This window comes from Thiohalophilus sp. (genome assembly GCF_034521165.1).
Taxonomy (GTDB): domain Bacteria; phylum Pseudomonadota; class Gammaproteobacteria; order UBA6429; family Thiohalophilaceae; genus Thiohalophilus.
In genome coordinates, this window is record NZ_JAXHMV010000013.1 from 131767 (window position 1) to 156685 (window position 24919).

Genomic DNA, 24919 nt, shown 5'->3' on the forward strand with positions numbered 1-24919 from the left:
ATGTCCGTCATCGCTCTGGTGGGAAACAAAGGCGGTGCCGGCAAGACAACATTGTCCATCAATCTGGCCGTGGCATTGGCCGAACAGGCGGATACCGTATTGATGGATGCCGATCCGCAGGGCTCCTCGGTGCAATGGCGGGTGATCGGTGATAATCGCTTGCCCGTGGTGGTGGCCGGCGAGTCACTGGACGAGGCGATCGCCACCATGGCGCGGCAATATCATCATGTGGTCGTGGATTGTCCTCCTTCTGTTCAGGCGCCACAGACGCACGAAGCTCTGCGGGCTTGCGATGTTGCCCTGATACCGGTGCAACCCTCGCCGGTCGATCTGTGGGCAACAGTACATATCGAGCAAGCGGTTGAGCTGGCAAAACAGGTCAACTCACAGCTGTCAGCCTGGCTGATCATCAATCAACTCGAGCCCCGCACCACCTTATCGCGACTGGTTCGTGAAGCGGTAGCGGAAATCGACATTCCGGTTGCCGAAACACCGATTCGTCGGCGTGCTATTTATCGCAGCAGCGTACTGGAAGGTAAAAGCGTGTATGAGATGGGGCGTCGGGGTGCCGATGCGGTGAGCGAACTCAATCAACTGATTCGGGAGGTAGTGCCCTCATGAGCGAGAGTGACAAAACGCGGGAAAAGCTGGTGGATTCCATGCGTAAAACCAAGTCAGGTTCTGCGGACAAAGAGCAGGCCAAACCGACAGCTGAAAAAACTGAGCCGGACAAAACCCAGCCTGCCGCATCAGGCAATAAATCTGCCAGGGCGGCAAAGAAACCGTCAAAACCGAAAACGGATAACAGCATTGATGTCGACGCCTATCAGTCCAGGAAAAGACGCGTCTGGCCGGATTAAAGTCAGTTTATGTATCGATGTTAGTCAATCAATCAGCCGGGTAATATCGATTAGTCTCATACGCCAAAAGCAGCACATACTGGTATGAAAGACGGTTAAAGAGGGTCTAAGCAATGTCAGCTCTCAGTAATTTACTCATCCCGGCTGTGCTGTTCTTTGCGCTTGGTCTTTTTGCCAGGGCCATAAAATCCGATCTGCGCGTCCCACCTGATCTGGCCAAGGTATTATCCATTTATCTGTTGATGGCAATCGGGCTGCATGGAGGTTACGCCCTTGGCAAAGCTGATCTCGCCACAGCATTCAATTCCGTTTTATGGGCCATCATTCTCGGGTTTGCTTTACCGCTGATCGGTTACGGTCTATTGCTCGTGACTCGTAAGGTCGATCGCATGAATGCGGCGGCAATCGCCGCGCATTATGGTTCGGTAAGTGCCGGTACCTTTCTGACAGCTATCGCCTACCTGGATAACCTGGGTATTAGTTATGAAAGTTACCCGGTCATCATGCTGGCGGTGATGGAGTCGCCGGCGATTATTGTAGGCCTGTTGCTGGCTTCCTGGTCTCGACAACGACTGGGTATAACGGCAAATGGCGGTGGTGCCGCGGTACTGCAGCAGGGCGGGATGGGCAACGGGCAGCTGGGTAGTTTGCTGCATGAAGCCTTTACCAACGGCAGTGTAATCCTGCTGATCGGTTCGATGATCATCGGGGCTGTTGCGGGTCCTGCCAGCATGGAGAAATTGTCGCCGTTTATCGATGACATCTTCATGGGAGTGCTGTGCCTGTTCCTGTTTGAAATGGGCATGGAAGCGGCGCGACGAATTCGTGAGTTTCGCAAAGTCGGCGCGGTGTTGCTGGTGTTTGGTATCGTCATGCCGCTGATCGGTGGCGTTATCGGGCTGCTTGTTGGTGGCCAGGTGCTGGATATGAGTGTTGGCGGAACGTTGCTGGTCGGTGTGCTGGGCGCCAGTGCCTCGTACATCGCGGTGCCGCCGGCAATGCGTCTGGCGGTGCCGGAGGCCAACCCCTCGTTCTACCTGACATTGTCGCTGGGTATCACGTTTCCTTTTAACGTGATTATTGGCATACCCCTTTACCACGCTCTGGCCGAGCGGATCGTGGGCTAATCGAGGAGGGCTTGAAGATGCACAGGCTTTTTCCTGAAAAACTGGTGACGGTCATTACCAGCGATGTACTGGAAGATCACCTGGTTGCACGGGTTCGTAACCGGGGTGCCAGCGGGTACACGATTGTTCGGGCCCGGGGTGCCGGCTCCAGTGGTGAACAGTCCGGCATGCTGGATATCGACACCAATATCAAGTTTCACGTGATTATGCCTCCAGAGCGGTTGAGTGCGTTACTGGATGATCTCGAACAATTGATTAACAAGGGTTATCACCTGACGGTTTTCGTCTCCGAGGTATCAGTGCTTGGGCCCGATAAGTATTCAGAGGCGATGGAGTAAAGTCGATATGCAGGCCTGGTTGACTACATTGTTTCCGTTCCTGCGCTGGTTCCCGATGAACCGCGAGACAATCCGCGCGGATCTGATTGCGGGAATTACGGTTGCCCTGGTGCTGGTACCGCAGAGTATGGCCTATGCGCAGCTGGCCGGTCTGCCGGTGGTTTATGGGTTATATGCGTCGTTCGTGCCGGTGATTGTGGCCTCTTTGTGGGGCTCCTCCAGTCAGCTGCACACCGGGCCGGTAGCCATGCTCTCGTTGATGTCGGCGGCGGCACTGATTCCTCTGGCCAGTCCGGGCAGTGCGGATTTTATCGAACTGTCGGTGATGCTGGCGTTAATGGTGGGTATCCTGCGCCTGGCGCTGGGACTGTTTCGCCTCGGGGCGATCGTCAATCTGCTTTCCAGCCCGGTGATCATCGGCTTCACCAATGCCGCCGCGCTCATCATTGGTCTGTCACAATTAAGCAAAGTAATCGGTGTGCCGTTTCCCCGCACCGAGTCCTACCTGGTCGATCTGTGGCGGGTAGTTATGCAATTACCGTCCCTGCACGTGGCAACGCTATTGTTCGCCCTGGGTGCCTTTTTGCTTATTTTCGCCCTGAAAAAGAAACTTCCCGCCCTGCCGGGCGTGCTCATCGCGGTGGTGGTGACCACGCTTGTCAGCGCGCTGGTCTCGTATGAAAACAAGACCACGGCGACGATGGAGCAGATCCAGGACGCGGAAACCGTGACCACGATGAAGGCATATGGCCAGGCCGAACGACGTATCGAAACACTGACTGATGAGATAGCCGGGCTCAATCAACAGGCCAACAAGCTCGAGCAACAGGGCGGGCTTGAGAATATCGAGAAGGCGGCAGCATTACGTGCAACTGTATCGGTTCGCGATCATGAACTGAAACTCCTGAAAAAGGAGAATACGTTACGGCGTGTTGAACTGCACAAGATGACCCTGCAAGGGGTTGAGCGCGATGATGGACAGCGTCTGTTTTATCCAGAAGAGTCTCTGCCGCAGAACGTGAGTGGCGACGACGAAAGCTGGCGATTTAGTGGTATAGAGGACAATCAGGTAGTGCTGTCTTCCGGCGGCGCCGTGGTCGGTACGATCCCCGAAGGGTTGCCCGAGTTTGATGTGCCGACACTCAAATGGGACCTGATTCTTACATTGTTGCCGGCAGCACTGGTGATGGCGCTGATCGGGTTTATGGAAGCGACTTCCATCTCCAAGGCGATCGCCAGTACCACCGGCGAGCGCGTTGATACCAGCAAGGAGCTGGTCGGGCAGGGTCTGGCCAATATTGCCGGCAGTTTTTTCAGTTCCTATACGGTGAGCGGATCGTTTTCGCGCTCGGCGGTGGCCGCCCGAACCGGGGCGCGGACCGGCATGTTTGCCATTATCAGTGCGATTGCGGTGGTACTGGTCCTGCTGTTTTTCACGACGTATCTCTATCACCTGCCACAGGCCGTGCTGGCGGTGATCGTGATGATGGCGGTATTCAGTCTGATCCGGATCAGGCCTCTGTTACAGGCCTGGCGTGTGGATCGTGTCAGTGCCTCCATTGGTGTGATTACCTTTGTGGCGACCCTGCTAATGGCACCGGCGATTGCCAACGGGATATTACTGGGTGTCGTGCTGACTGTTTTACATTACCTGATCCGGATCATGCGGCCCCGGGCCGAGATCGTCAGTCGCAAGGTCGACGGAACACTGGGCGGGATCGATGCACACCATCTCGAACCGATGAGTGAATTCTTCGTACCGGTTCGCTTCGATGGATCGCTGACCTTTATCAATGTGGCCTATTTCGAGGATATGATCCTCGAGGCACTGAGCGATTTCCCCAGGGCGAGAGCCATTCTGGTGATCGGCAGCAGTATCAACGAGATCGATGCCTCCGGGGAAGAAAAAGTCCGTGAGATCGCCCGGCGCCTGAAAGAGACTGACGTGCAACTCATGTTCAGCAGTCTCAAACATCAGGTCATGCAGGTCATGCAAAGCAGCGGCCTGGTTGATGAGCTGGGAGAGGACGCGTTTTTTGCCGACAAGCAAACCGCGCTGGAAACGCTGGAGGAGCGCTTCAATCGGGGTGTGGTGAATTTTCCGGAGCGTGACGGCAGGGCGCCATACCGTGGTGTTGCCAACCATCTTTTATGAGGTGAAATATGCCCCGACCTGTAGACAAGTCAAAGCGCGCGCGATATAAGAATGGAGAAATGGCCAATTCCTCCGACCATACCTATACGCCGCCTGGCGCCATACCGGATTTTCTGATCCGTCACGCGACCCTGCGCCAGTTACAGGTGTTTGAAACGATTGTCCGGCTGGGCAGTTTTACCCGTGCGGCCGAGGAGTTGTTTCTGACCCAGCCCACGGTCTCCATGCAGATCAAGAAGTTAACCGACGTCATCGGCCTGCCGCTGTTCGAGCACGTCGGGCGCAATGTCGAGCCGACCGAGGCCGGCATGGAAGTGTACGAGGCTTGCCGGGGTATTTTTCAGGTCATGTCAAACCTGGAGATGAAGATTTCCGACCTCAAGGGCATGCGTCGCGGCCGCCTGCGCCTGGGGGCGATTACCACGGCCAAGTATTTCGCCCCGGAAGTGCTGGGCGAGTTCAGTGTGCTGTATCCCGGTATTGATGTTGCCCTGAAAGTGACCAACCGGGACCGGATCATCGAGCGCATGCGCGCCAACGAGGATGACCTTTATATAATGGGACAGGCGCCGTCCGACGAGATGGAGATGGTGGCCATCCCTATTGCCCCCAATCCCCTGGTGGTGATGGCGCCGCGGAATCATCCGCTGGTCAGCGAAAAGAACATTCCCCTGGAGCGGATTGCCGAGGAACCTTTTATCCTGCGTGAGCCCGGCTCGGGCATTCGTGATGCCATGTTACGCAAGTTCGACGAACATAAATTGCGGCCCCGGGTAAAAATGGAACTGGGGAGCAACGAGGCGATCAAACATGCCATCGTGGGCGGACTCGGTCTGTCGGTACTGTCGCTACATACCTTGACGCTCGAAGGTATCGACGGGCCGGTTGCCATTCTGGATGTGGAAGGCTTTCCCATCATGCGTCAATGGTATCTGGTCTATCCCAAAGCCAAGGAGCTGTCGCTGGTTGCCAGGGCATTTGTCGACTTTGCCAGGGAACTCGAGCCGCAGATGCGCGAACGCATCATTACTATGTGGCCGGAGGTGACTCAGTATTTGATCAAACAAGACACCGCGATGTCCGAAAAAGCCTCCTCACGCAAGACTAAAAGCATCTGAATACTGGCTAATCCTGTAGGTCACGCTGGCGTTAGCCTGCGTGACACTCCTGCCTATATACGTAGCCGATACGCAGAATGTCAGGTAGCGCTGCGCGCAACCTGACCTACGCCTTCAACCAAAAAAACACCTCACCCAGGAAAAAAACCGCCTGCTCCGGCTTGCTATTGATCAAACCATTAATGCGTTATCAGTAACTTGATCCCCAGAGTTCAGGAGGCTTTGGCCTGTTGATAATCGGGGATCAGTGCCGGTTGTGTGTAGCGGGGCTCCGGCAGAGATTCGGCGGGAGGCGGTGCCTGATGGTCGGGGGTATGAATCCAGTAGATAAAATGAGATTCGGGGCGAACTTTTTCGGCATACAATCTTACCGGATGTAACGGATAATTCAGTCGACAGGCCAGAATCGCCTCGTTGAGTGATCTGGCGTTCTGCAGAGCAAAGAACGGGCTTTGCCATTGCTGCCAGTTAAGCGTGTTAGCAGAGGAAGGCACGCCATACTGGATGCGGACAACCCAGTCTCCCCGCAGGCTTTGCTGTACGAGATTCTCCACCTTGTTAAACAGGGCCAGGCAGGTCAGTTTGATATAGTAGCTATCCAGTTGCATAAGCAGTGCCTCATGTAATTACCGTATGTGTTACGGGGTTACCTGCCTCTCGGCGTGACATTCACTCTTCTATTGGTCGGTATTCAGTCGGGTTAATCCCGAGTGTTATACTTGGGTAAAGTGAGAGTACCGTGGTGGCGGGGGATTAGGAAGGGTCTTTTGGATTGTTAATTTCTATAAAATTATCGATCAATATCTATGTATAGTTGCGTTGCTCAAGCCCCTTTGAATAACCTGTTAATTATCTTGACTGACGGAGCGAGCAGACTCGGGCCTTTGATTTCGTTTCTGACTTGATTCATTAAACATGCGCTGATAAATGACAAACAGAACAACAACACCATTCAACAACACTCAAAAGCCATCTTATGTCTCAACGTAACAAAGACCTCACCACCAGCCTGCACGATTTGATTACCGGTGATGAAGATGCCCGCGTCTGCAAGGATATTCCCGAGTCGGCGTGCAACGATCAGCCGCGTAATTTTTTCTCATATCTCATCGCCAATCTGCTGGGGAAAATTGCGGATGAAATTGCCAGTGCAAGACTCATTTTGCCCTGGTTACTGGCCAGTGTCGGTGCGCCGGCGGCATTTACCGGGTTTCTGGTGCCGATTCGCGAGGCGGGGGTGCTGCTGCCGCAACTGGTGGTAGCGGCTATCATCCGGCGCATGGCGATTCGCAAGACAGTCTGGCTGCTGGGTGCGGGGTTATCCGGTGTCGCCCTGGCGCTGATGGCGGTGGCAACGGGCGGCTTGTCCGGGACCGTGGCCGGCTGGGCGATACTGGGCCTGTTGATTGTCTTCTCGCTGGCGCGCGGCCTGTGTTCGGTCTCGGCCAAGGATGTGCTGGGCAAGACGGTTTCCAAAGGCAAGCGCGGCACCCTGATGGGCTGGAGTGCCGGGATTTCCGGTCTGGCAGTACTGGCGATTGGGGTCTATGTGGAATGGTTCGCCGGTGATGCGCCGCTGGCGGTGCTGGCCTGGCTGCTGGCGGGCGGGGCCGTGTTGTGGTTTATCGCGATGGGCTTTTTTGCGGCGATTCGCGAGCAGCCAGGCGCCACCGAAGGCGGTGGGGATGCCCTGTCCGTGGCACTGCAGAGTTTCGGCATGCTCAAAACCGATGTTCTGTTCAGGCGTTTTGTGATTTGCCGGGCCCTGTTGCTGAGCGTGGCCCTGGCACCCCCGTTTTACGTTCTGCTGGCACAACAGAATACCGCCGAAGGACTGGTCGGGCTGGGCATGCTGATTATCGCCAGCGGTATCGCCGGCAGCCTCAGCTCGCCGGTGTGGGGCAGATTGAGCGACTATTCCAGCCGCCTGGTAATGGTGCTGGCCGCGCTGGCAGCCGGGATACAGGGCATCCTGTTATATGCACTGGTGGCGGCGACCGATTCGCCCTGGATCGGCAGCGCCTGGCTGTATGCCGGCCTGTTTTTGACCCTGAGCGTGTTCCACGGCGGGGTGCGACTGGGGCGCAAGGTTTACCTGGTGGACATGGCCACGGCCGATACCCGGGCGATCTACGTGGCTCTCAGCAATACGCTGATCGGTATTGCCATGCTGGCGGGCGGGGCGATTGGCGTCCTGGCCGACATCATCAGCGTACAGGCGGTGATCCTGGTGCTGGCCCTGCTCAGCCTGCTGGCGGCATTCTGGGCCTGGTGGTTACCGGAGGTAACCCGGGACTAGACTCTGTGAGTTCTGAGTTCTGAGTTCTGAGTTCTGAGTTCTGAGTTCTGAGTTCTGAGTTCTGAGTGCCGGGTGCCCGGATTGGATTGGGGTTGTCGCGGTCGAAGCCCGCTCCTACATACCCGCTTTTGATTTATCCACAGAACTCCCCTCGGGGGAACCCCATGTGGGAGCGCCCCACGGGCGCGAATCAGATTGAGGCGGGTTTTTCTCTGACTGACCTGCCCCCTGTTAAATTCCCCCGCCAGAAAATCCTGATATTTCAATAACCTGGAAAAATAGAAAATAATGATAGGTGGTGACTATCGATGCAATACAAACAAACGATTTTATATATCAACGAGCGGCCCCGATAATGGTTCCCGTAGACAGCAAACACCCTGTTCCAAGGAGGACAAGGCGATGAGCAAGACAATGAGTTTCGCAGCAGTGCATGTCACGGTGGCGTTCACAGTCGGTTATGCCATGACCGGCAGCGTGCTGGTGGGCGGGGCTCTGGCGCTGGTCGAGCCGGCTATCAATACCGTCGCCTATCACATTCACGAACAGGTATGGGCGCGGTTTAAATCGGTAAAGCCTGACAGTCCCCGTGATGCGCTGCCACAAGTGTAAACAAATTTTTTAATCCACTTTATTAACTGAAACAGAAGGAGCAATACCTATGTTAGAGAACAAAGAAGGTCAGACCATTCCGCAGGTGACTTTCCGTACCCGTCGGGATCATGAGTGGGTCGATGTCAGCAGTGACGATATCTTCAAGGGCAAGACCGTGGTGGTTTTCGCACTGCCGGGCGCCTTTACCCCGACCTGTTCCTCCACCCATGTGCCGCGTTACAACCAGTTGACCCCCGCACTGAAAGAACAGGGCGTGGACGATGTGATCTGCGTGTCGGTTAACGATGCCTTCGTCATGAATGAATGGAAGAAGGAGCAGAATGCCGACAATGTGACATTCCTGCCCGACGGTAACGGCGACTTCACCCGTGGCATGGGCATGCTGGTACCCAAGAGCGACCTGGGTTTCGGTGAACGCTCCTGGCGTTATTCCATGCTGGTCAAGGACGGCGTAATCGACAAGATGTTCATCGAGCCGGATGTGCCGGGTGATCCGTTTGAAGTCTCCGACGCGGACACCATGCTCGAATACATCGCGCCGAATGCGAGCAAGCCGCTGGATGTGACCGTGTTCAGCCGTGAAGGTTGTCCCTACTGTGTCCGCGCCAAGGGCATGCTGCACGATGCCGGGATCGACTTCGAGGAACTGGTCCTCAACCGCGACTTCAGCGAAGGCACCATCCGCGCTGTTTCCGGTGAAGCGACCGTGCCACAGGTGTTCATCAACGGTGAACGCATCGGCGGCTCGGAAGCGCTGGAAGCGTATCTACGCGCAGCGTAACGCTGCGCAGGGCCGAGTTACGAGGGACGAGTGACGAGGTAAAACCCTCCGGCCCTCGTCACTTGTACCTCGGCCCAGTATCGGTTCGCAGAGACATGCTACGTGGAACGACGTTTAATTCAAAGACAACATTTAAAGGATGTACCATGCAGCATTATGATTTGATTGCAATCGGCGGCGGCAGTGGCGGCCTGGCCGTGGCCGAGAAGGCTGCCGGGTTTGGCAGGAAAGCGGCCGTCATCGAATCAAAGAAAATGGGCGGGACCTGTGTGAATAACGGGTGCGTGCCCAAGAAGGTGATGTGGTATGCGGCCAATCTGGCGCATGCCGTGGATGATGCGAGCGGTTTCGGTATCCCGGCCGAGCGGGGCCGGACCGACTGGCAAAAACTGGTGGCCGGACGCGATCAGTACATTCGCAATATCAATGACTACTGGAACGGCTACGTCGATGAGCTGGGTATCGACCATATTGGCGGGACCGCCAGGTTTGTCGATGCCCATACCGTCGAAGTCAACGGGGAACAGTACCGCGCCGAGCATATAGTGATCGCCACCGGCGGCCAACCGATCGTCCCGCCGGTGCCGGGTGCCGAGCTGGGGATTACCTCGGACGGGTTCTTTGAACTGACCGAGCAGCCGCAGAACGTTGCGGTCATCGGTGGCGGTTATATCGGCGTGGAGTTGAGTGGTGTGTTGCGCGCGCTCGGTTCCGAGGTCACGGTGATCGCCATGGAGAATCGTTTGCTGGAATTGTTCGATCCGATGATCGGCGAGGTACTGGAAAACGAGATGCACAAGCAGGGTATTGATGTGCAGACCGGCTTTCAGGTTTCGGCCCTGTCCGACAGTGCCGAAGGGGTCGTGATCGGCGGCAAGGACGGCCGCAGCCTGGCGGCGTTCGATACGGTGATCTGGGCCGTGGGCCGCACGCCCAATACCCGTGAACTGAACCTGGAAGCCGCCGGGGTGAACATGGAGCGCAACGGCATCGTGCCGGTGGATAATTTTCAGAACACCAGCGTGCCGGGGATCTATGCCATCGGCGACATTACCGGCAAAACACCACTGACGCCGGTAGCGATCGCCGCCGGGCGGCGGCTGGCAGAACGGCTGTTCAATCACAAACCGTTCAGCAAGGTGGACTATACGAACATCCCCAGCGTGGTGTTTGCCCATCCACCGATCGGCACGGTCGGGCTCACCGAGGCCCAGGCGCGCGAGCGTTATGGTCGTGAGGTGACGGTGTATAAAACTGAATTCACGCCAATGCGTTACGCGCTGAATGATCACGGCACAGCCACGGCCATGAAACTGGTCTGCGCCGGCAAGGACGAACAGGTGGTCGGGATCCACCTGATCGGTGACGGGGTGGACGAGATGCTGCAGGGTTTCGCGGTGGCGGTTAAGATGCAGGCCACCAAGGTCGACTTCGACAGCACCATCGCTATTCACCCGACCAGCAGCGAGGAGCTGGTGACGCTCAGGCAGCCGGAGTCAAGTCATGACGTAGAAGATAAAACGCATGACGTGGATGCCGGCAACGAGTGGAAGGCCGTAAGCTAATTGACCTGTCTTACAGGGGTGTACATCACCCCTGGTTCTTTTAACCCAATGTCAGGTAGCGCGATGCGCAACCTGACCTGCATCGTCGCGCACGATTGTGAAATGGTTATTTAGTTGGGCAGGGTGCGTCCTGCGCACCGCATCCTGGATAGCCGGATAATGGTGCGTAGAACGCACCCTATCCCTAAATGTGAGTCACTAGGACACGAAGCGTAAAAAATCTATATCTTGGTGTCTTCGCGTCTTGGTGGTTATTCTTTATTTATTCGCCAGCCACGGCCTTCTGGATCAAGGGCACCAGCGGCTCGGGCAGTTGGATATTCCCGGCCAGAGCAAACTGTTGCGCCTCGGGTGACATCTTGTTCCAGGTCTTGCGGATGATGTCGATCCACTTCTCTTCGGAGTACTCCGGGTGCTTGTTGGCAAACGCCAGCATGTAATGCTCGATAAACACCAGATCGGTGACATCTTCCAGTAACTGGGTATCCGGGTTGCTCTTCAGGCCGCGTTTGGCGACGGCTTTTTTGACCCGTTCGATGAATTCCTCATCATAGCCGGCCTGGGCCAACAGTTCGCCCGCGGTTTCGGCGTGGAACTTGTACAGGTCACTGCGCCATTTGAGATAGCCCTTGCGATCCATGGGATAGGCGTCGCGGGGGGATTTCCAGCGCTGAATATGCTGGGCGCGCACGGCCAGTTTGACCGCGTCATCGGCATCGGGGGCATAGCGATCGATCATGTCGCCCATGCGATACGAGTAGAGCAATTCCTTTGGCCACTCCTTCTCGCCGTCATGATCCATGTTGGGATCTTCGCGGTTGGCGGCATCAAAAAGTTCGACGGCTTGTTCAAACAGTGCTTGCGACATACGTTGGCTCCATTGAGTCAATCAATTTAGCGGTTATCCGGACTGATTGTGTTTAGCAGGGTTACCGTGGGTTTGAGGCAATGTCCTGCAAACAGGCGCTTCACTATTAAAGTGGAGTCCTGAGTACTTCTTTAGGCGAATCTGGAAGGAATACTATACCAGTTTCCGGATCACTCTTTCAGCCATTTGCCGACATCGGGCAGGTTATGCCCGTAGAAAAGTATCCTGTTTTCAGGGTTGACCAGGACCAGGGTGGGGGTGCCGACGACATGATAGTCCTCGGCGACATCGAGGTTATCGAGACGATCGGCCAGCACGAGATATTTGAGATCGTTGCTCCGCGCATATTCACGCACTTCCTGCGCATACTCGCCGGCGATATTGATCGCCGCCACCGTCAGGCCCCGATCGTGATAGTGATCGTGCAGCGCGTTGAAGTCGGAAATATGCGCATAGCAGTAGACACATTCGGTCGCCCAGAACACCAGCAGCACATGCCCCTGCTGTGTCAGGGAATCCAGCGAGACCTTGTCACCTTCCAGACTGGTGAGCTCAAACCCCGGCGCCGTCTGCCCAACCCGGTGCCCCGTTTCGGCATATGACCAAGTACAGGATATAAAAAGAAGAAAAATGGCAAGAAGAGAGCGAGGTAACAAAGTCATATTTGTACTCCGGAATATCCGGGGGCAAGTTGTTTTCCTCGTAACTCGCCCCTCGTACCTCGTCACTGTATTTATGGTGGGCCTGGTAGGACTTGAACCTACGACCAAGGGATTATGAGTCCCCTGCTCTAACCAACTGAGCTACAGGCCCAAATTTAAAACGTCTTACCAAGCCTGCTATGAGGCTCAACCTCTCCCAAACCAACTTTTGTCCATGGATGGACTTATGCCACGAAGCCCATGGACGGGCGAGAGTGGCGCTTGTCCATGGATGGACTTATGCCACGAAGCCCATGGACGGGCGAGAGTGGCGCTTGTCCATGGATGGACTTATGCCACGAAGCCCATGGACGGGCGAGAGTGGCGCTTGTCCATGGATGGACTTATGCCACGAAGCCCATGGATGGGCGAGAGTGGTGGAGCTACAGGCCCAATAAGACTGGAAGTATAACGAAAAAAGGCCGCCCGGGGTATCCGGGCGGCCTTTCTGGTGACGGCATTCGCCGGGTTTATTCGTAGTCGAGGAAGCTGCGCAGGTGATCCGAGCGGGTCGGATGACGCAGTTTGCGCAGCGCCTTGGCTTCGATCTGGCGAATCCGTTCGCGGGTGACATCGAACTGTTTGCCGACCTCTTCCAGGGTGTGGTCGGTATTCATGTCGATCCCGAAGCGCATGCGCAGGACCTTGGCTTCGCGCGCGGTCAGCCCTTCCAGCACACCCTGCACGGTTTCCTGCAGGCCGCTAGAGGTGGCGTGGTCCATCGGCGACAGCACGTTGAGGTCCTCGATGAAGTCGCCCAGATGGGAATCCTCGTCGTCGCCGATCGGGGTTTCCATGGAGATCGGTTCCTTGGCGATCTTCAGCACCTTGCGGACCTTGTCCTCGGGCATTTCCATGCGTTCGGCCAGCTCTTCGGGTGTCGGTTCGCGACCCATCTCCTGCAGCATCTGCCGTGAAATACGGTTGAGCTTGTTGATGGTTTCGATCATGTGCACCGGAATACGGATGGTGCGGGCCTGGTCCGCGATGGAGCGGGTGATGGCCTGACGAATCCACCAGGTGGCATAGGTCGAGAACTTGTAACCGCGACGGTATTCGAACTTGTCGACCGCCTTCATCAGACCGATGTTGCCTTCCTGAATCAGATCCAGGAACTGCAGTCCACGGTTGGTATACTTCTTGGCGATGGAGATGACCAGGCGCAGGTTGGCCTCGACCATTTCTTTCTTGGCACGGCGGGCCTTGGCTTCGCCGATGGACATCTTGCGATTGATGTCCTTGATTTCGGAAATCGTCAGTCCGCAGATCTCCTCGATGGACGCCAGCTTCTGCTGGGCACGCAGGATATCGTCCTTGTGGTCCAGCAGGATCGGCGAGTACCTGGTGTCCGCCTTGATCTGTTCTTCCAGCCATTCGGGCTTGGCTTCATTCTCGGGGAACGAGGTAATGAATTCCTTGCGCGGCATGTGGGCGCGATCCACGCAGATATCCATGATGGTTTTTTCATGGCTGCGAATGCGTTCGATCAGTTCACGCATGGCCATGACCAGATTATCCACGACCTTCTGGGTCAGCTTGAGCTGCATCACCTGTTCGACCAGTTCATCGCGCAGCTTGGCGGTTTTCTTGTCGCGATGACCGTGCTTGCGGGTTGAGGTGACCAGTTTCTTGTGGGTCTTGCGAATGTTGTCAAAACGCTGCCGGGCTTCTTCCGGATCAGGACCGGTGTCGACTTCTTCGGCGTCGTCATCATCGTCGCTTTCAGTCGCGGCCGCATTGGCGTCGACCGGCGTATGGGTCGGGATCTCGTCCGGCGCATTGGGATCGATAAAGTCGGTGAGCAGATCGGTCAGTTTCATCTCACCGGCCTCGATCTGATCCCACAGAAGCAGAATCTGGCTGACGGTTTCGGGATACATGGTCAGCGCGGAGAGCATCTGGTTGAGGCCGTCTTCGATGCGCTTGGCGATCTCGATTTCGCCGGCGCGGGTCAGCAGCTCCACGGCGCCCATTTCACGCATGTACATGCGCACGGGATCGGTGGTGCGGCCAAACTCGCTGTCGACGGAGGCCAGCGCGGCGGCGGCTTCCTCGGCGGCGTCTTCGTCCACCTCGGTGGTGGTTTCCAGGATGGTGTCGCCGTCGGGGGCCGCTTCATAGACAACGATGCCCATATCGTTGATCATCGCAACGATATCTTCGATCTGCTCGGGGTCGACAATATCATCGGGCAGGTGGTCGTTGACCTCGGCATAGGTCAAAAACCCCTGTTCTTTACCCTTGGCAATCAACGACTTGAGCTGAGATTGCTGTTGGCTTAAATCTATCACTTCGGCTTTTGCAGGCTTCATTCTAGTCAGATTCCAAAATAGCGGCGTAAAACCATCCAATTTTACACTAATTTTCCCGATTATCCAGGTAACCGGGGCGTCTCGCGGGGGCAGGTGCCCTCTATATGACGGCACGAACCCCCGATTTATTTAATTTTTCCTGAAAATTTCGTCAGTGGAACAGCTGGCTGGACAGTTGCCGGATTTCGACCTTCTCCTCCAGCGTGAGGTTGCCATGGTTAGACTTGGCCATCAGCATATCGTAGCGGGCTTCCAGCCGGTGCCGGTCCAGGGACTCGATGGCGGCCGTAAATTCGTGCTTCAGACTCGCTTCATCATCGATTTCCGGTTGCCAGGCGGCCAGTTTTTCCAGGTGCCGGGCGTGCTCTGTATCGCGCCAGCGCTCGATCAGAGCACTGGTGGTTAGATTGGGGTGGTGACGCAAAGTTTCAAGCACGGCGACCAATAAATCGATCCCCGGAATCTCCAGCTGGGCAAGGCGCTGCGGATCCCCCGCCTCTGGCGCCAGGGCCGGGTTGTGCAGCAGCCGCGCCAGCGCCCGGCGCACCGGGGAAAAGGGTTGCCGTTCCTGCCCGCCACGGGCGCGCTGTGGCGCTCGGGAGGGCCCTCCGGGCATGTCCGGGGGCGTATCGCCGGCCTCCCCCCGCTGGCGCGGGGGCCTGGTCTGGCTGAGTGCCGTCTCGATCCGATGCTCGTCAATCCGCGCCAGTTGCGCCAGCTGGCTGATCATCATCTGCCGGTAGACCCCCGGCGGCAGTCTGGCCAGCAGCGGCCGGGCCTGTTCCACCAGGTTGGCCCGCCCGTCGATGGAGGCGGTATCGTTCTGCGCGCTGAGGCGGTTGAACAGATAATCGGAAAAGGGCGCCGCGCGGCTCACCTGCTGCTCGAATTCGGCCTGGCCTACCTGGCGCACCAGGGTGTCGGGATCCTCGCCCTCGGGCAGGAACAAAAAGCGGATCTGGCGTCCCTCGCGCATCACCGGCAGGGCGTTTTCCATGGCTCGCCAGGCCGCCTCGCGCCCGGCCCGATCCCCGTCGAAGCAGAACACCACCTCGGACGTGACCTTGAACAGCTGTTGCAGGTGATCGGCGGTGGTGGCGGTGCCCAGGGTGGCGACCGCGTAGCGGATATCGAACTGGGCCAGCGACACCACGTCCATATAGCCTTCCACCACCAGCAGGCGGGGAATCTGGCGCAGCGCCTGGCGCGCCTCGTACAGCCCGTAGAGCTCGCGGCCCTTGTGAAACAGCGGGGTTTCCGGGGAGTTCAGGTATTTGGGTGAATCCTCATCGGAGAGTACCCGCCCCCCGAAGGCGATGGTACGCCCGCGCCGATCGCGGATGGGGAACATGATCCGGTGGCGAAAGCGGTCGTAGCGCTTGCCCTCGTCTTTTTCGATCAGCATCCCGGTGGTCACCAGCTGTTTCTGGCGTTCGGCGGAGGTGCCGAGCTTTTTGTGCAGATTGTCCCAGCCCGGCGGGGCATAGCCGATGCCGAATTCGGCGGCGATCCGCCCGCTCAGGCCCCGGCCCTTGAGATAGTCCACCGCCGCCTGGCGCTGCGGGTGGTCGCGCAACTGCTGGCGGTAATAGTCATCCGCCTGCTGCATCAGGGCATAAAGATCGTCCGTCTCGCGGCTGGCCTGGCGCGGTGTGTCACCGCCCCGTCCGCCTTCGTAAGGCACCGTCATCCCGGCCTGACGGGCCAGCTCCTCGACCGATTCGGGGAAGGTCAGATGCTCGTATTCCATCAGAAAACCGATAGCGGTGCCGTGGGCGCCGCAGCCGAAGCAGTGATAGAACTGCTTGTTCTGGCTGACAGTGAATGAGGGGGTCTTCTCGTTATGAAACGGACAGCACGCCTTGTACTCGTGGCCGGCCTTTTTCAGCGGCACACGCGCATCGATCACATCGACAATGTCGATGCGGCTCATCAGCTCATCAATAAAGGATTGGGGGATCAAGGCCATGCTGCTGATTGTACAGCACAGACGCAGGGCCGAGGGACGAGTTACGAGGGACGAGGAATACGGGGAATCACGGGAACAGGCTGGAAAGCGTGAGGTGGGAGCGGGCCACGACCGCGACCTCCCGGCCGAAAAATCGCGCCCGTGGGGCGCTCCCACAATCCTGTAGGTCACGCTGGCGTTAGCCTGCGTGACACTCCTGCCGATACGGAGAATGTCAGGTAGGGCTGCGCGCAACCTACGCCCGGGTGCCGGGAAAAAGGAGTGGTGGTTTTGTTGTAGGAGCGCTTCCAGCGCGATGGCCGGAGATGCCCGGGTCGGCTTATCGCGGCGCAGCCGCTCCTACAGGGAAAGCGGTCGTACAGTCCTGTAGGTCACTCACGCTGGCGTTAGCCTGCGTGACACCCTGCCGATACGGAGAATGTCAGGTAGGGCTGCGCGCAACCTACACCCAGGTACCGGGAAAAAGGGGTGGCGGTTTTGTTGTAGGAGCCCTTCCAGCGCGATGGCCGGAGATGCCCGGGTCGGCTTATCGCGGCGTAGCCGCTCCTACAGGGAAAGCGGTCGTTCAGTCCTGTAGGTCACGCTGGCGCGTTAGCCTGCGTGACACCCTGCCGATACGGAGGATGTCAGGTAGCGTTGCGCGCAACCTACACCCAGGTACCGGGAAAAAGGGGTGGCGGTTTTGTTGTAGGAGCCCTTCCAGCGCGATGGCGAGATATGCCCGGGTCGGCTTATCGCGGCGTAGCCGCTCCTACAGGGAAAGCGGTCGTACAGTCCTGTAGGTCACTCACGCTGGCGTTAGCCTGCGTGACACCCTGACGATACGGAGAATGTCAGGTAGCGTTGCGCGCAACCTAACCAATGCCTGGGTACTGGGAAAAAGGGGTGGCGGTTTTGTTGTAGGAGCGCTTCCAGCGCGATGGCCGGATATGCCAGGGTCGGCTTATCGCGGCGCAGCCGCTCCTACAGGGGAAGGCGGTCGTTCAGGAAAGTTTGGCTTTGATCAGCGCGGAAACCTGGCCCATGTCGGCGCGGCCGGCCAGCTTGGGTTTGAGCAGGCCCATGACCTTGCCCATCTCTTTCATTTCGCTGGCGCCAGTTTCGGTGATGGCGTCGTCGATCAGGGCGGTGATTTCGGCCTCGGAGAGCTGGGCGGGCATGTATTCCTGGATGACGACCAGTTCGGCCTTCTCCTTGTCCGCCAGTTCGCTGCGACCGGCGTTTTCGTACTGCTCGATGGAGTCCTTGTGCTGCTTGATCATCTTCTCCAGCACGCTCAGGACCTGATCGTCATTGAGCTCGATGCGCTCGTCGACTTCTTTTTGCTTGATGGCCGCCGTGATCAGGCGCAGGGTGCCGAGGCGCTCCCTGTCCTTGTTGCGCATCGCCGTCTTGACGTCATCGTTGATGCGCTGCTTGAGAGATGTGTCGCTCATACCGGTTTGTCAGGTAACCCGCCCGGAAAACCGGATGGTAAGTGAGGGATCAATACAGGCGTTTCAGACGGGAGCGTTCGCGAGACAGTTTCTTCTGGTGGCGCTTGACCGCGGCGGCCAGCTTGCGCTTACGCACGGCGGTCGGCTTCTCGTAGTATTCGCGACGGCGAACTTCAGACAGGACACCGGCTTTCTCGCAGGAACGCTTGAAACGACGCAGTGCGACGTCAAAGGGTTCGTTTTCCTTCACACGTACAGAAGGCATTAAGGATCACCTCGATAAAATTGTTGAAAAAGTTAAGGCGCGCAAGTGTAATACCTGCCCCATTCAATTGCAAAGTCTAAATGTAAGGCAAATCAGTGAATTTCAAGGCAAATAAGGAATAACCGGCATGCGGGTACTGGGCATCGAAACCTCCTGCGACGAGACCGGGATCGCCATCTACGACAGCGACGCCGGGCTGCTGGGCCACGCTCTGTACAGCCAGGTGGCGCTGCACGCCGAGTTCGGCGGCGTGGTGCCCGAGCTGGCCTCGCGGGACCATATTCGCAAAACCCTGCCTCTGATCCGCGAAGTGATGACTCACTCCAAAACGACGTCGGCTGAGATCGACGGGATCGCCTACACCGCCGGCCCGGGGCTGATGGGGGCGCTGCTGGTCGGGGCGGGCATCGCCCGCAGCCTGGCCTACGGCTGGGGCGTGCCGGCCATCGGGGTGCACCACATGGAGGGCCACCTGCTGGCGCCGATGCTGGAGCCCGATCCGCCCGAATTCCCCTTCGTCGCCCTGCTGGTCTCCGGCGGCCACACCATGCTGGTGCGGGTCGAGGGGATCGGCCGCTACGAACTGCTCGGCGAGTCGCTGGACGACGCCGCCGGCGAGGCCTTCGACAAGACCGCCAAGCTGCTGGGTCTGGGCTATCCCGGCGGCCCGGCGGTGGCCAAACTGGCCGAGCAGGGTGACCCAAGCCGCTTTCGTTTCCCGCGACCGATGACCGATCGTCCCGGGCTCGATTTCAGCTTCAGCGGCCTCAAGACCTTTACCCTCAAAACTTATAAAAAGTATGAGGGCGACGCGCAGGCTAAAGCCGACATCGCCCGCGCCTTCGAAGAGGCGGTGGTCGACACTCTGGCCATCAAATGCCGCCGGGCCCTGCAGGCGAGCGGTCTCACCCGGCTGGTCATCGCCGGCGGGGTGAGTGCCAACCGCAAGCTGCGCGAAAAACTCGATCAACTGGCCGACAAGGAAAGTGCCCAGGTCTATTACCCGCGGCTGGAATTTTGCACCGACAACGGCGCCATGATCGCCTTCGCCGGCTGCCAGCGCCTGGCCGCCGGCCAGCACGAAAGTCTCGAATTCACCGGCCGCGCCCGCTGGCCGCTGGCGGAGCTTGAAGCCGTTTAACCAAAGTTAAACGGCAGGGACGAGGTCCGAGTGACGAGGTACGAGGTGAGTTTGTATGATCTGATTTTATATCACCCCTCCCTGGCCGTTATTCCGGGCGTTCTGCCCTCCACCCTGCGGGCCAGCCTTCGGCTGTTCAAATCCGCTCCCGGCGGATTTGTCCCTGGAAGGGGAGGGAATAATTCTTACTAATAGCAAAGGTCGGTTCCCCCTCCCACAGGGAGGGGGTTAGGGGGAGGGGATAACAAACCGGCTACCGGCAAACCCACCTCGCCACTCGTAACTCGTCCCTCGGTACTCGAACAAAGTGAGCAACGATGTCTGAACAAAAACCGTTTTACCGCCGCATCCGCAGCTTCGTGCGCCGCGAGGGTCGCCTGACCAAAGGCCAGCAACGGGCACTGGACGAACTGTTTCCCCGTTACGGCGTGCCGTTTACACCACAGTTACTCGATCTGGACGAGCTGTTCGGCCGCCGGGCGCCGCGCATCCTGGAGATCGGTTTCGGTAACGGCGGGGCGCTGGCGCAACTGGCGCAGGGTCATCCCGAAAACGATTACTTCGGTATCGAGGTGCACCGCCCCGGTGTGGGGAACCTGTTGCTGCACATCGAACAACACCACTTGAGCAACGTGCGGGTCAGCCAGCACGACGCGGTGGAGGTACTGGAGCAGCAGATCCCCGACAACAGTCTGGATGCGGTCTATCTGTTCTTTCCCGATCCCTGGCACAAGAAAAAACATCACAAGCGGCGTATCGTGCAACCGGCCTTTGTCGAGATGGTGCATGCACGTTTGAAGGATGGTGGCATTTTTCATATGGCCACCGATTGGGAAGATTATGCCGAGCACGCACATGCGGCGATGGAACAGGCCGAGGGCTTTGAAAATACCGCTGGCGCGGGCAATTTCAGTCCGCGCCCCGACTACCGGCCGCTGACTAAATTCGAGCAGCGTGGCCAGCGGTTGGGGCATGGCGTGTGGGATCTGATTTATCGAAAAAAGTAGGCAGTCGTCAGATGGCAGATGGCAGATGGCAGTTTTTATAAAAGCTGAACCACGAAGGCACGAAGACACGAAGACACGAAGTAAAACAACCAATGTATTTAGAGAGTTCGTGGTAACAAGGTGTAGGTTACGCTGGTGATAGCCTGCGTGACATCTGTCTAATAGCAAGGCAGATAGAAGCCGACGCCGGGTGAGTGGTAGGCCGGACAAAGCGATAGTGGTGTCCGGCACAGATGGTAATACGAGGAATGCCCGATACCGCTTTGCTTTATCGGGCCTACGGGCTTTTATTATAAAAGCTGAACCACGAAGGCACGAAGACACGAAGGAAAATCCATTCATTGCTTCGAGTCTTCGTGTCTTCGTGGTAAAAAATCATTGGGGGGAGAGGAAATGAAAACGATGGGCAAATTATTAAGCGTATTGATATTCAGCGGCTTGCTGGTCTCCTGCAGTGGCGACCTGCTCAAACAGAGCGAGGATCTGCTGAATCAATACCGGCCTTTGACCGAGCAGGAGATCGCCGCCGGGTTGAAAGAGGCCCTGAAAGTCGGCACCGAACGGGTCGTCGATCAGGTCGGGCAACAGGGCGGGTATTACCAGGACCGGGCGATCCATATTCCCCTGCCGGCCAAACTGCAGCCGGTGCAGGAGACGTTGATGAAAGTTGGCCTGGGTCATTATCTGGCGGAGCTGGAACAGCGCATGAACCGCGCCGCGGAGGTGGCCGCTCCGAAAGCGAAGGCCCTGTTTATTGACGCCATCCGGCAAATGAGCTGGCAAGACGTCAAGCAGATCTACAATGGCCCGAACGACGCCGCCACACGCTATTTCCAGAACAGGATGACACCACAGCTCAAACGCATGATGCGGCCGGTGATCGATGACACCCTGTCACAGGTGGGGGTGGTGCAAACCTATGACAAGGTCATGGACCGATACCGCGCCATTCCATTGGCGCCAGAACTGAATTTTGATCTGAGCAGCTATGTCATGCAGCACGGGATCGACGGGATGTTCTATTACCTGGCCAAAGAAGAAGCCGCCATCCGCCAGGACCCGGCCAAACGGACCACCGAAATTTTGCAACGTGTTTTCGGCAGAAATTGAAATATCACCACGAAGACACGAAAAAGAAAGTTGGCAGTCGTCAGATGGCAGAGTTTTTATAAAAGCTTGACTACGAAAACATAAAAGAAAAATCGATTCGTTTCGAGACTTCGTGTCTTCGTGGTCAAGTTTTTAAACACTGCCATCTGACGAGTACTAACTTTATTATTTACGAAGAAATCAGGATCAGGTCTTGCTTTTTGCGTTCATGATGCCCTAGTGCTCGACGAACAAGTTCGGTGCAAAAGATGTTCAGTCGTGCTGGTTGTCTGTTATGAGTTGGTCGATCAAAGGGATGAGCACTTGAGATCTGCTAATTATGATGGTTTCAAGTGCTCGATCCTTGATTGATAAGAATAATTTCAGAGAGAAGTTATTCAGTAATCGGGATCAGTGAAAGCTCGACTCGACGGTTCAGGCTGCGACCTTCCGGAGTTGAGTTGTCGGCGATAGGACTACGTTCTCCAAAACCGACGATTTCAAATCGAGCCGGATTTATTTCTCGCGATTGCAGGTAGGCTGCCACAGATCCGGCGCGTTTTTCTGACAGGGTCTGGTTATAGGACTCTGAGCCTCGCGAGTCGGTATAACCGGCGACGACGATAATTGTCTTTTCATATTCTTCGAGTACCAATGCCACCGAATCAAGGACCGAATAAAAATCAGCCCGCAGGTCGCTGCCGTCTGTCGGGAAGGTGATGTTGCCGGGCATGATCAGGTTGATGTTGTCTCCATCACGCTGAACACTGACTCCGGTGCCACGTAGTTGCTTGCGCAATTTGGCTTCCTGGGCGTCCATATAATAGCCAACGCCGCCGCCGACAATGGCGCCAATACCGGCATCGCGCAGCATGCGTTTTTTGCGTTCACTGCTCGATTTGTCCTTGTTGGCAAGATAAGAGATAACCAGCGCCGTGCCTGCGCCGATGCCCGCGCCCTTGGCGGTATTGCTGGTTTTCTCTTCGCCGGTATAGGGGTCAAAGGTTGTACATCCAGTCACTGCCAGCGTTGCCGACAGGCCTATAGATAAAATCAGGTTATTCATATCTCAAACTCCTGCTTGTTGTGTATACAAGGGGCATAAAGGTCCTGTTCATCCAAAAACCACGTAAGGGGAGGAGCATTACTGCCGCCAAAATTAAAGTTCGCCCGGGAAAAACCTTGAAATATTCGCGTATTTACCCCTGTGAAGGGTGTTAGTTGATATGTTAGCAGAAAGCATCAACATAGTCAGTTCGGTACCGTGCATTAATAATAGAGACAAGAGCGAAAGGTGACAGACTTATTTTTAGACTGTTGGTTAAATGGGTCATTTGGTCTGCAGTGGTATCTGACTTTTCAATTAATCACGATGCTGGCATCGTGAAGGACAGGATATGGGTGAGATCGAGTATCCGGTTTCCGGATAAAGATTGGGACGGCGCTGATTGATTCGATACTGGTGATGATTATCATCGTGCCAATACTAAATGCTATCTATGGGCCTGATTACTGGGTAGGTGAGGGGGAGGCGCCAGGTTCAACGGGGGTAAAACCCTTTGATTTGGCATGGTGATCAGAATGTGGCGGCAAAGGGTTGTCGTCCTTTTATGTTGTATTCCCCGTCAGGCTGCTATTCTAACTGATACCTACTTACCATCTATCAGGAGATAAATATGGCACAGGGTTCAATGGCCGCGAGCAAGGTACTGGGTATCGCGCTAGTGGTGATCGGTGTGGGTCTGGCGATCTGGGGCTTTCAGTTGTCCGAGTCGGTTGGCTCGCAGATTACCGAGGCTGTGACCGGCGCGGAACGCGACAAAGTGATGATGTTCTATATTGGCGGGGCGGTCAGTTTTGTTGTCGGTGCGTACCTTCTGATTAAAGGCTGATTGCCGGGGGCTTTATGGATATAACAAGTTTGATCATTTTTTTGCTGATTGGGGCGCTGGCCGGCTGGATTGCGGGCGTGATCATGAAAGGCAGTGGGTTTGGCTTCCTCGGGAATATTATCGTGGGTGTTATCGGGGCGGTATTGGGTGGCTTGCTGTTCAGGTTGATCGGGCTGGCATCAACCGGGTTGATCGGCGAGATCATTACCGCCATCGTTGGCGCAATTGTGCTGCTGTATATCGTCATACTTGTCAAACGAGCCTGAACCATGCCGGTGGGCTCGGCACCTCGGCAGATTGTCGGCCTGGTAGCCTGGCTGCTGGTCACGTTGCTGGCCGCCGGGCTGGGTGCCATGGCTTCGATTGAGGCCGGGCCATTTTATCTGCAGCTGCAACGCCCGTCCTGGGCGCCGCCCGGGTCGGTGTTCTCTCCCGTCTGGACAACCCTGTTTTTGCTGATGGCCATTGCCGCCTGGTTGGTATGGCGCGTCAGGGGCTTTGCCGGCGCGCGCATCGCGCTGCTGTTGTATCTTGTTCAGCTGGTCTTTAACGTGTTGTGGAGCTGGCTGTTCTTTGGCTGGCATCGGGGTGGCTGGGCGTTTGTTGATGTGATGTTCTTATGGGGCCTGATCCTGGCCACGCTGATCGCGTTCTGGCACATCCGTCGCCTGGCCAGCCTGTTACTGGTGCCTTACCTGCTCTGGGTTGGTTTTGCCATCGCGCTGAATTACTCGGTCTGGCAGCTTAATCCGCGACTGTTGGGTTAACATGATCTTCCGGCAGATGATGACGGAGTAGTCTTATGCCAGAGGCGGAAATTCTGCTGGTGTATGATAAACAGTGTCCACTGTGTGATGCCTATTGTCGTCTGGTCAGAATCCGCCGGGATGTGGGCCGGCTGACGATTGTCGATGCGCGCGAGAACAGCGAGATCCTGCGCGAAATCACTGACAACCGACTCGATATCGATCAGGGCATGGTGCTGAAAATGGGGGACCGGCTTTACTACGGCTCTGATGCCATACACGCGCTGGCGCTGATCAGTTCGCGTTCCGGTTTCTTCAACCGGTTTAATTACTGGCTGTTCAAATCCCGGCGGGTCTCCGCGTGGTTATACCCGGTGTTTCGGTTTTTTCGTAATCTGCTGCTGAAAATACTGGGCAAAACAAAGATTAACAATCTCGACATCCCGGGTAACGAGAAGTTCTGAGCGGCGGTATCACAAACGCAACATCTGTGCAGGAAAGCGAAAATCCTTGATGGGTGGTTTTGTTCCGCGCTCTGGGAATTAACGCAAAGGCGCAAAGTAAAAATTATTTCGTCATTCCAGCGAATGCCGGAATCCAGACTCCAGCTGCGCTCTGCAGGCCCGGTATAGGGT

The 24919-nt window shown here is 56.7% G+C and carries 25 protein-coding genes and 1 tRNA gene; 17 read left to right on the forward strand and 9 right to left on the reverse strand.

All coding sequences use genetic code 11. The features are described from left to right. The 6 genes from parA (at position 1) to U5K34_RS12775 (ending at position 5598) form a co-directional block, all read left to right on the forward strand. Positions 1 to 621, forward strand: coding sequence for a ParA family partition ATPase (gene parA / locus U5K34_RS12750; protein ID WP_322568777.1), 621 nt, complete (start codon positions 1 to 3; stop codon positions 619 to 621). Continuing rightward, positions 618 to 860 (forward strand): hypothetical protein, encoded by a 243-nt coding sequence (locus tag U5K34_RS12755; RefSeq protein ID WP_322568778.1) that lies wholly within the window; start codon positions 618 to 620, stop codon positions 858 to 860. Before parA ends, U5K34_RS12755 begins: the two co-directional genes overlap by 4 nt. A 113-nt stretch (positions 861 to 973) precedes the next feature. After that, complete coding sequence (locus U5K34_RS12760) at positions 974 to 1987, forward strand: sodium-dependent bicarbonate transport family permease (protein ID WP_322568779.1); 1014 nt, start codon at positions 974 to 976, stop codon at positions 1985 to 1987. Positions 1988 to 2004: 17 nt separating this feature from the next. Beyond that, positions 2005 to 2325 carry a P-II family nitrogen regulator gene (locus tag U5K34_RS12765; protein WP_322568780.1) on the forward strand — a complete coding sequence of 107 codons (321 nt, stop codon included), beginning with the start codon at positions 2005 to 2007 and terminating at the stop codon, positions 2323 to 2325. 7 nt (positions 2326 to 2332) lie between these two features. Next, positions 2333 to 4480, forward strand: coding sequence for a SulP family inorganic anion transporter (locus tag U5K34_RS12770; RefSeq protein ID WP_322568781.1), 2148 nt, complete (start codon positions 2333 to 2335; stop codon positions 4478 to 4480). A gap of 59 nt (positions 4481 to 4539) precedes the next feature. Then, positions 4540 to 5598 (forward strand): LysR family transcriptional regulator, encoded by a 1059-nt coding sequence (locus tag U5K34_RS12775; protein ID WP_322568782.1) that lies wholly within the window; start codon positions 4540 to 4542, stop codon positions 5596 to 5598. 212 nt (positions 5599 to 5810) lie between these two features. Here the strand turns inward: U5K34_RS12775 and U5K34_RS12780 are convergent, their stop codons facing one another. Then, positions 5811 to 6206, reverse strand: a complete 396-nt coding sequence (locus tag U5K34_RS12780; protein ID WP_322568783.1) for a ribulose bisphosphate carboxylase small subunit — start codon at positions 6204 to 6206, stop codon at positions 5811 to 5813. A 368-nt stretch (positions 6207 to 6574) separates the two neighbouring features. Here U5K34_RS12780 and U5K34_RS12785 point away from each other — a divergent pair, with 368 nt between their 5' ends. The 4 genes from U5K34_RS12785 (at position 6575) to gorA (ending at position 10858) form a co-directional block, all read left to right on the forward strand. Then, the gene (locus U5K34_RS12785) at positions 6575 to 7897 is read left to right on the forward strand and encodes an MFS transporter (protein ID WP_322568784.1); all 1323 of its coding nucleotides are present in this window, start codon (positions 6575 to 6577) and stop codon (positions 7895 to 7897) included. Positions 7898 to 8299: 402 nt separating this feature from the next. Then, positions 8300 to 8509 carry a DUF2061 domain-containing protein gene (locus U5K34_RS12790; RefSeq protein ID WP_322568785.1) on the forward strand — a complete coding sequence of 70 codons (210 nt, stop codon included), beginning with the start codon at positions 8300 to 8302 and terminating at the stop codon, positions 8507 to 8509. Positions 8510 to 8558: 49 nt separating this feature from the next. Further along, positions 8559 to 9293 carry a glutathione peroxidase gene (locus U5K34_RS12795; RefSeq protein ID WP_322568786.1) on the forward strand — a complete coding sequence of 245 codons (735 nt, stop codon included), beginning with the start codon at positions 8559 to 8561 and terminating at the stop codon, positions 9291 to 9293. 146 nt (positions 9294 to 9439) lie between these two features. Further along, entirely contained in the window at positions 9440 to 10858 is a 1419-nt protein-coding gene (gene gorA, locus U5K34_RS12800; RefSeq protein WP_322568787.1) for a glutathione-disulfide reductase, read from the forward strand. Between the two features lie 262 nt (positions 10859 to 11120). Here gorA and U5K34_RS12805 read toward each other — a convergent pair whose 3' ends face one another. The 7 genes from U5K34_RS12805 to rpsU form a co-directional block, all read right to left on the reverse strand. Continuing rightward, positions 11121 to 11726, reverse strand: coding sequence for a DUF4202 domain-containing protein (locus tag U5K34_RS12805; RefSeq protein ID WP_322568788.1), 606 nt, complete (start codon positions 11724 to 11726; stop codon positions 11121 to 11123). 170 nt (positions 11727 to 11896) lie between these two features. Further along, positions 11897 to 12388 carry a TlpA disulfide reductase family protein gene (locus tag U5K34_RS12810; protein WP_322568789.1) on the reverse strand — a complete coding sequence of 164 codons (492 nt, stop codon included), beginning with the start codon at positions 12386 to 12388 and terminating at the stop codon, positions 11897 to 11899. A 74-nt stretch (positions 12389 to 12462) separates the two neighbouring features. Next, positions 12463 to 12539 (reverse strand) — tRNA-Ile (locus tag U5K34_RS12815). 358 nt (positions 12540 to 12897) lie between these two features. Further along, complete coding sequence (rpoD, locus tag U5K34_RS12820; RefSeq protein ID WP_322568790.1) at positions 12898 to 14739, reverse strand: RNA polymerase sigma factor RpoD; 1842 nt, start codon at positions 14737 to 14739, stop codon at positions 12898 to 12900. Positions 14740 to 14890: 151 nt separating this feature from the next. After that, a complete protein-coding gene (dnaG, locus tag U5K34_RS12825) occupies positions 14891 to 16708 on the reverse strand; it encodes a DNA primase (protein WP_322568791.1) in 1818 nt (605 codons plus the stop codon). Positions 16709 to 17691: 983 nt separating this feature from the next. Next, positions 17692 to 18144, reverse strand: coding sequence for a GatB/YqeY domain-containing protein (locus U5K34_RS12830; protein ID WP_322568792.1), 453 nt, complete (start codon positions 18142 to 18144; stop codon positions 17692 to 17694). A 49-nt stretch (positions 18145 to 18193) separates the two neighbouring features. Next, a complete protein-coding gene (rpsU, locus tag U5K34_RS12835) occupies positions 18194 to 18409 on the reverse strand; it encodes a 30S ribosomal protein S21 (RefSeq protein ID WP_134080617.1) in 216 nt (71 codons plus the stop codon). Between the two features lie 127 nt (positions 18410 to 18536). Between rpsU and tsaD the strand changes: the two genes are divergently transcribed. The 3 genes from tsaD (at position 18537) to U5K34_RS12850 (ending at position 21667) form a co-directional block, all read left to right on the forward strand. After that, the gene (tsaD, locus tag U5K34_RS12840; protein ID WP_322568793.1) at positions 18537 to 19550 is read left to right on the forward strand and encodes a tRNA (adenosine(37)-N6)-threonylcarbamoyltransferase complex transferase subunit TsaD; all 1014 of its coding nucleotides are present in this window, start codon (positions 18537 to 18539) and stop codon (positions 19548 to 19550) included. A gap of 317 nt (positions 19551 to 19867) precedes the next feature. Then, the gene (gene trmB / locus U5K34_RS12845; RefSeq protein WP_322568794.1) at positions 19868 to 20557 is read left to right on the forward strand and encodes a tRNA (guanosine(46)-N7)-methyltransferase TrmB; all 690 of its coding nucleotides are present in this window, start codon (positions 19868 to 19870) and stop codon (positions 20555 to 20557) included. 402 nt (positions 20558 to 20959) lie between these two features. Next, positions 20960 to 21667 (forward strand): DUF4197 domain-containing protein, encoded by a 708-nt coding sequence (locus U5K34_RS12850; RefSeq protein WP_322568795.1) that lies wholly within the window; start codon positions 20960 to 20962, stop codon positions 21665 to 21667. 373 nt (positions 21668 to 22040) lie between these two features. Here the strand turns inward: U5K34_RS12850 and U5K34_RS12855 are convergent, their stop codons facing one another. Further along, positions 22041 to 22712: an OmpA family protein gene (locus U5K34_RS12855; RefSeq protein WP_322568796.1), complete on the reverse strand. Its 672-nt coding sequence runs from the start codon at positions 22710 to 22712 to the stop codon at positions 22041 to 22043. A 610-nt stretch (positions 22713 to 23322) separates the two neighbouring features. On the opposite strand from U5K34_RS12855, the gene U5K34_RS12860 reads away from it, so the two are divergent. From U5K34_RS12860 to U5K34_RS12875, 4 genes are read left to right on the forward strand one after another with little or no spacing between them, the layout of a single operon-like run. Continuing rightward, positions 23323 to 23538, forward strand: a complete 216-nt coding sequence (locus tag U5K34_RS12860) for a DUF3185 family protein (RefSeq protein ID WP_322568797.1) — start codon at positions 23323 to 23325, stop codon at positions 23536 to 23538. A 14-nt stretch (positions 23539 to 23552) separates the two neighbouring features. Continuing rightward, positions 23553 to 23804, forward strand: a complete 252-nt coding sequence (locus U5K34_RS12865; RefSeq protein ID WP_322568798.1) for a GlsB/YeaQ/YmgE family stress response membrane protein — start codon at positions 23553 to 23555, stop codon at positions 23802 to 23804. Positions 23805 to 23807: 3 nt separating this feature from the next. Further along, the gene (locus tag U5K34_RS12870) at positions 23808 to 24305 is read left to right on the forward strand and encodes a TspO/MBR family protein (protein ID WP_322568799.1); all 498 of its coding nucleotides are present in this window, start codon (positions 23808 to 23810) and stop codon (positions 24303 to 24305) included. Positions 24306 to 24340: 35 nt separating this feature from the next. Further along, positions 24341 to 24748 carry a DCC1-like thiol-disulfide oxidoreductase family protein gene (locus U5K34_RS12875; RefSeq protein WP_322568800.1) on the forward strand — a complete coding sequence of 136 codons (408 nt, stop codon included), beginning with the start codon at positions 24341 to 24343 and terminating at the stop codon, positions 24746 to 24748. Positions 24749 to 24919: the final 171 nt, after the last annotated feature.

Coding starts and splice junctions, on each gene's coding strand:
- parA (WP_322568777.1), top strand. CDS start 1: ATGTCCGTCATCGCTCTGGTGGGAAACAAAGGCGGTGCCGGCAAGACA.
- U5K34_RS12755 (WP_322568778.1), top strand. CDS start 618: ATGAGCGAGAGTGACAAAACGCGGGAAAAGCTGGTGGATTCCATGCGT.
- U5K34_RS12760 (WP_322568779.1), top strand. CDS start 974: ATGTCAGCTCTCAGTAATTTACTCATCCCGGCTGTGCTGTTCTTTGCG.
- U5K34_RS12765 (WP_322568780.1), top strand. CDS start 2,005: ATGCACAGGCTTTTTCCTGAAAAACTGGTGACGGTCATTACCAGCGAT.
- U5K34_RS12770 (WP_322568781.1), top strand. CDS start 2,333: ATGCAGGCCTGGTTGACTACATTGTTTCCGTTCCTGCGCTGGTTCCCG.
- U5K34_RS12775 (WP_322568782.1), top strand. CDS start 4,540: ATGGCCAATTCCTCCGACCATACCTATACGCCGCCTGGCGCCATACCG.
- U5K34_RS12780 (WP_322568783.1), bottom strand. CDS start 6,206: ATGCAACTGGATAGCTACTATATCAAACTGACCTGCCTGGCCCTGTTT.
- U5K34_RS12785 (WP_322568784.1), top strand. CDS start 6,575: ATGTCTCAACGTAACAAAGACCTCACCACCAGCCTGCACGATTTGATT.
- U5K34_RS12790 (WP_322568785.1), top strand. CDS start 8,300: ATGAGCAAGACAATGAGTTTCGCAGCAGTGCATGTCACGGTGGCGTTC.
- U5K34_RS12795 (WP_322568786.1), top strand. CDS start 8,559: ATGTTAGAGAACAAAGAAGGTCAGACCATTCCGCAGGTGACTTTCCGT.
- gorA (WP_322568787.1), top strand. CDS start 9,440: ATGCAGCATTATGATTTGATTGCAATCGGCGGCGGCAGTGGCGGCCTG.
- U5K34_RS12805 (WP_322568788.1), bottom strand. CDS start 11,726: ATGTCGCAAGCACTGTTTGAACAAGCCGTCGAACTTTTTGATGCCGCC.
- U5K34_RS12810 (WP_322568789.1), bottom strand. CDS start 12,388: ATGACTTTGTTACCTCGCTCTCTTCTTGCCATTTTTCTTCTTTTTATA.
- rpoD (WP_322568790.1), bottom strand. CDS start 14,739: ATGAAGCCTGCAAAAGCCGAAGTGATAGATTTAAGCCAACAGCAATCT.
- dnaG (WP_322568791.1), bottom strand. CDS start 16,708: ATGGCCTTGATCCCCCAATCCTTTATTGATGAGCTGATGAGCCGCATC.
- U5K34_RS12830 (WP_322568792.1), bottom strand. CDS start 18,144: ATGAGCGACACATCTCTCAAGCAGCGCATCAACGATGACGTCAAGACG.
- rpsU (WP_134080617.1), bottom strand. CDS start 18,409: ATGCCTTCTGTACGTGTGAAGGAAAACGAACCCTTTGACGTCGCACTG.
- tsaD (WP_322568793.1), top strand. CDS start 18,537: ATGCGGGTACTGGGCATCGAAACCTCCTGCGACGAGACCGGGATCGCC.
- trmB (WP_322568794.1), top strand. CDS start 19,868: ATGTCTGAACAAAAACCGTTTTACCGCCGCATCCGCAGCTTCGTGCGC.
- U5K34_RS12850 (WP_322568795.1), top strand. CDS start 20,960: ATGGGCAAATTATTAAGCGTATTGATATTCAGCGGCTTGCTGGTCTCC.
- U5K34_RS12855 (WP_322568796.1), bottom strand. CDS start 22,712: ATGAATAACCTGATTTTATCTATAGGCCTGTCGGCAACGCTGGCAGTG.
- U5K34_RS12860 (WP_322568797.1), top strand. CDS start 23,323: ATGGCACAGGGTTCAATGGCCGCGAGCAAGGTACTGGGTATCGCGCTA.
- U5K34_RS12865 (WP_322568798.1), top strand. CDS start 23,553: ATGGATATAACAAGTTTGATCATTTTTTTGCTGATTGGGGCGCTGGCC.
- U5K34_RS12870 (WP_322568799.1), top strand. CDS start 23,808: ATGCCGGTGGGCTCGGCACCTCGGCAGATTGTCGGCCTGGTAGCCTGG.
- U5K34_RS12875 (WP_322568800.1), top strand. CDS start 24,341: ATGCCAGAGGCGGAAATTCTGCTGGTGTATGATAAACAGTGTCCACTG.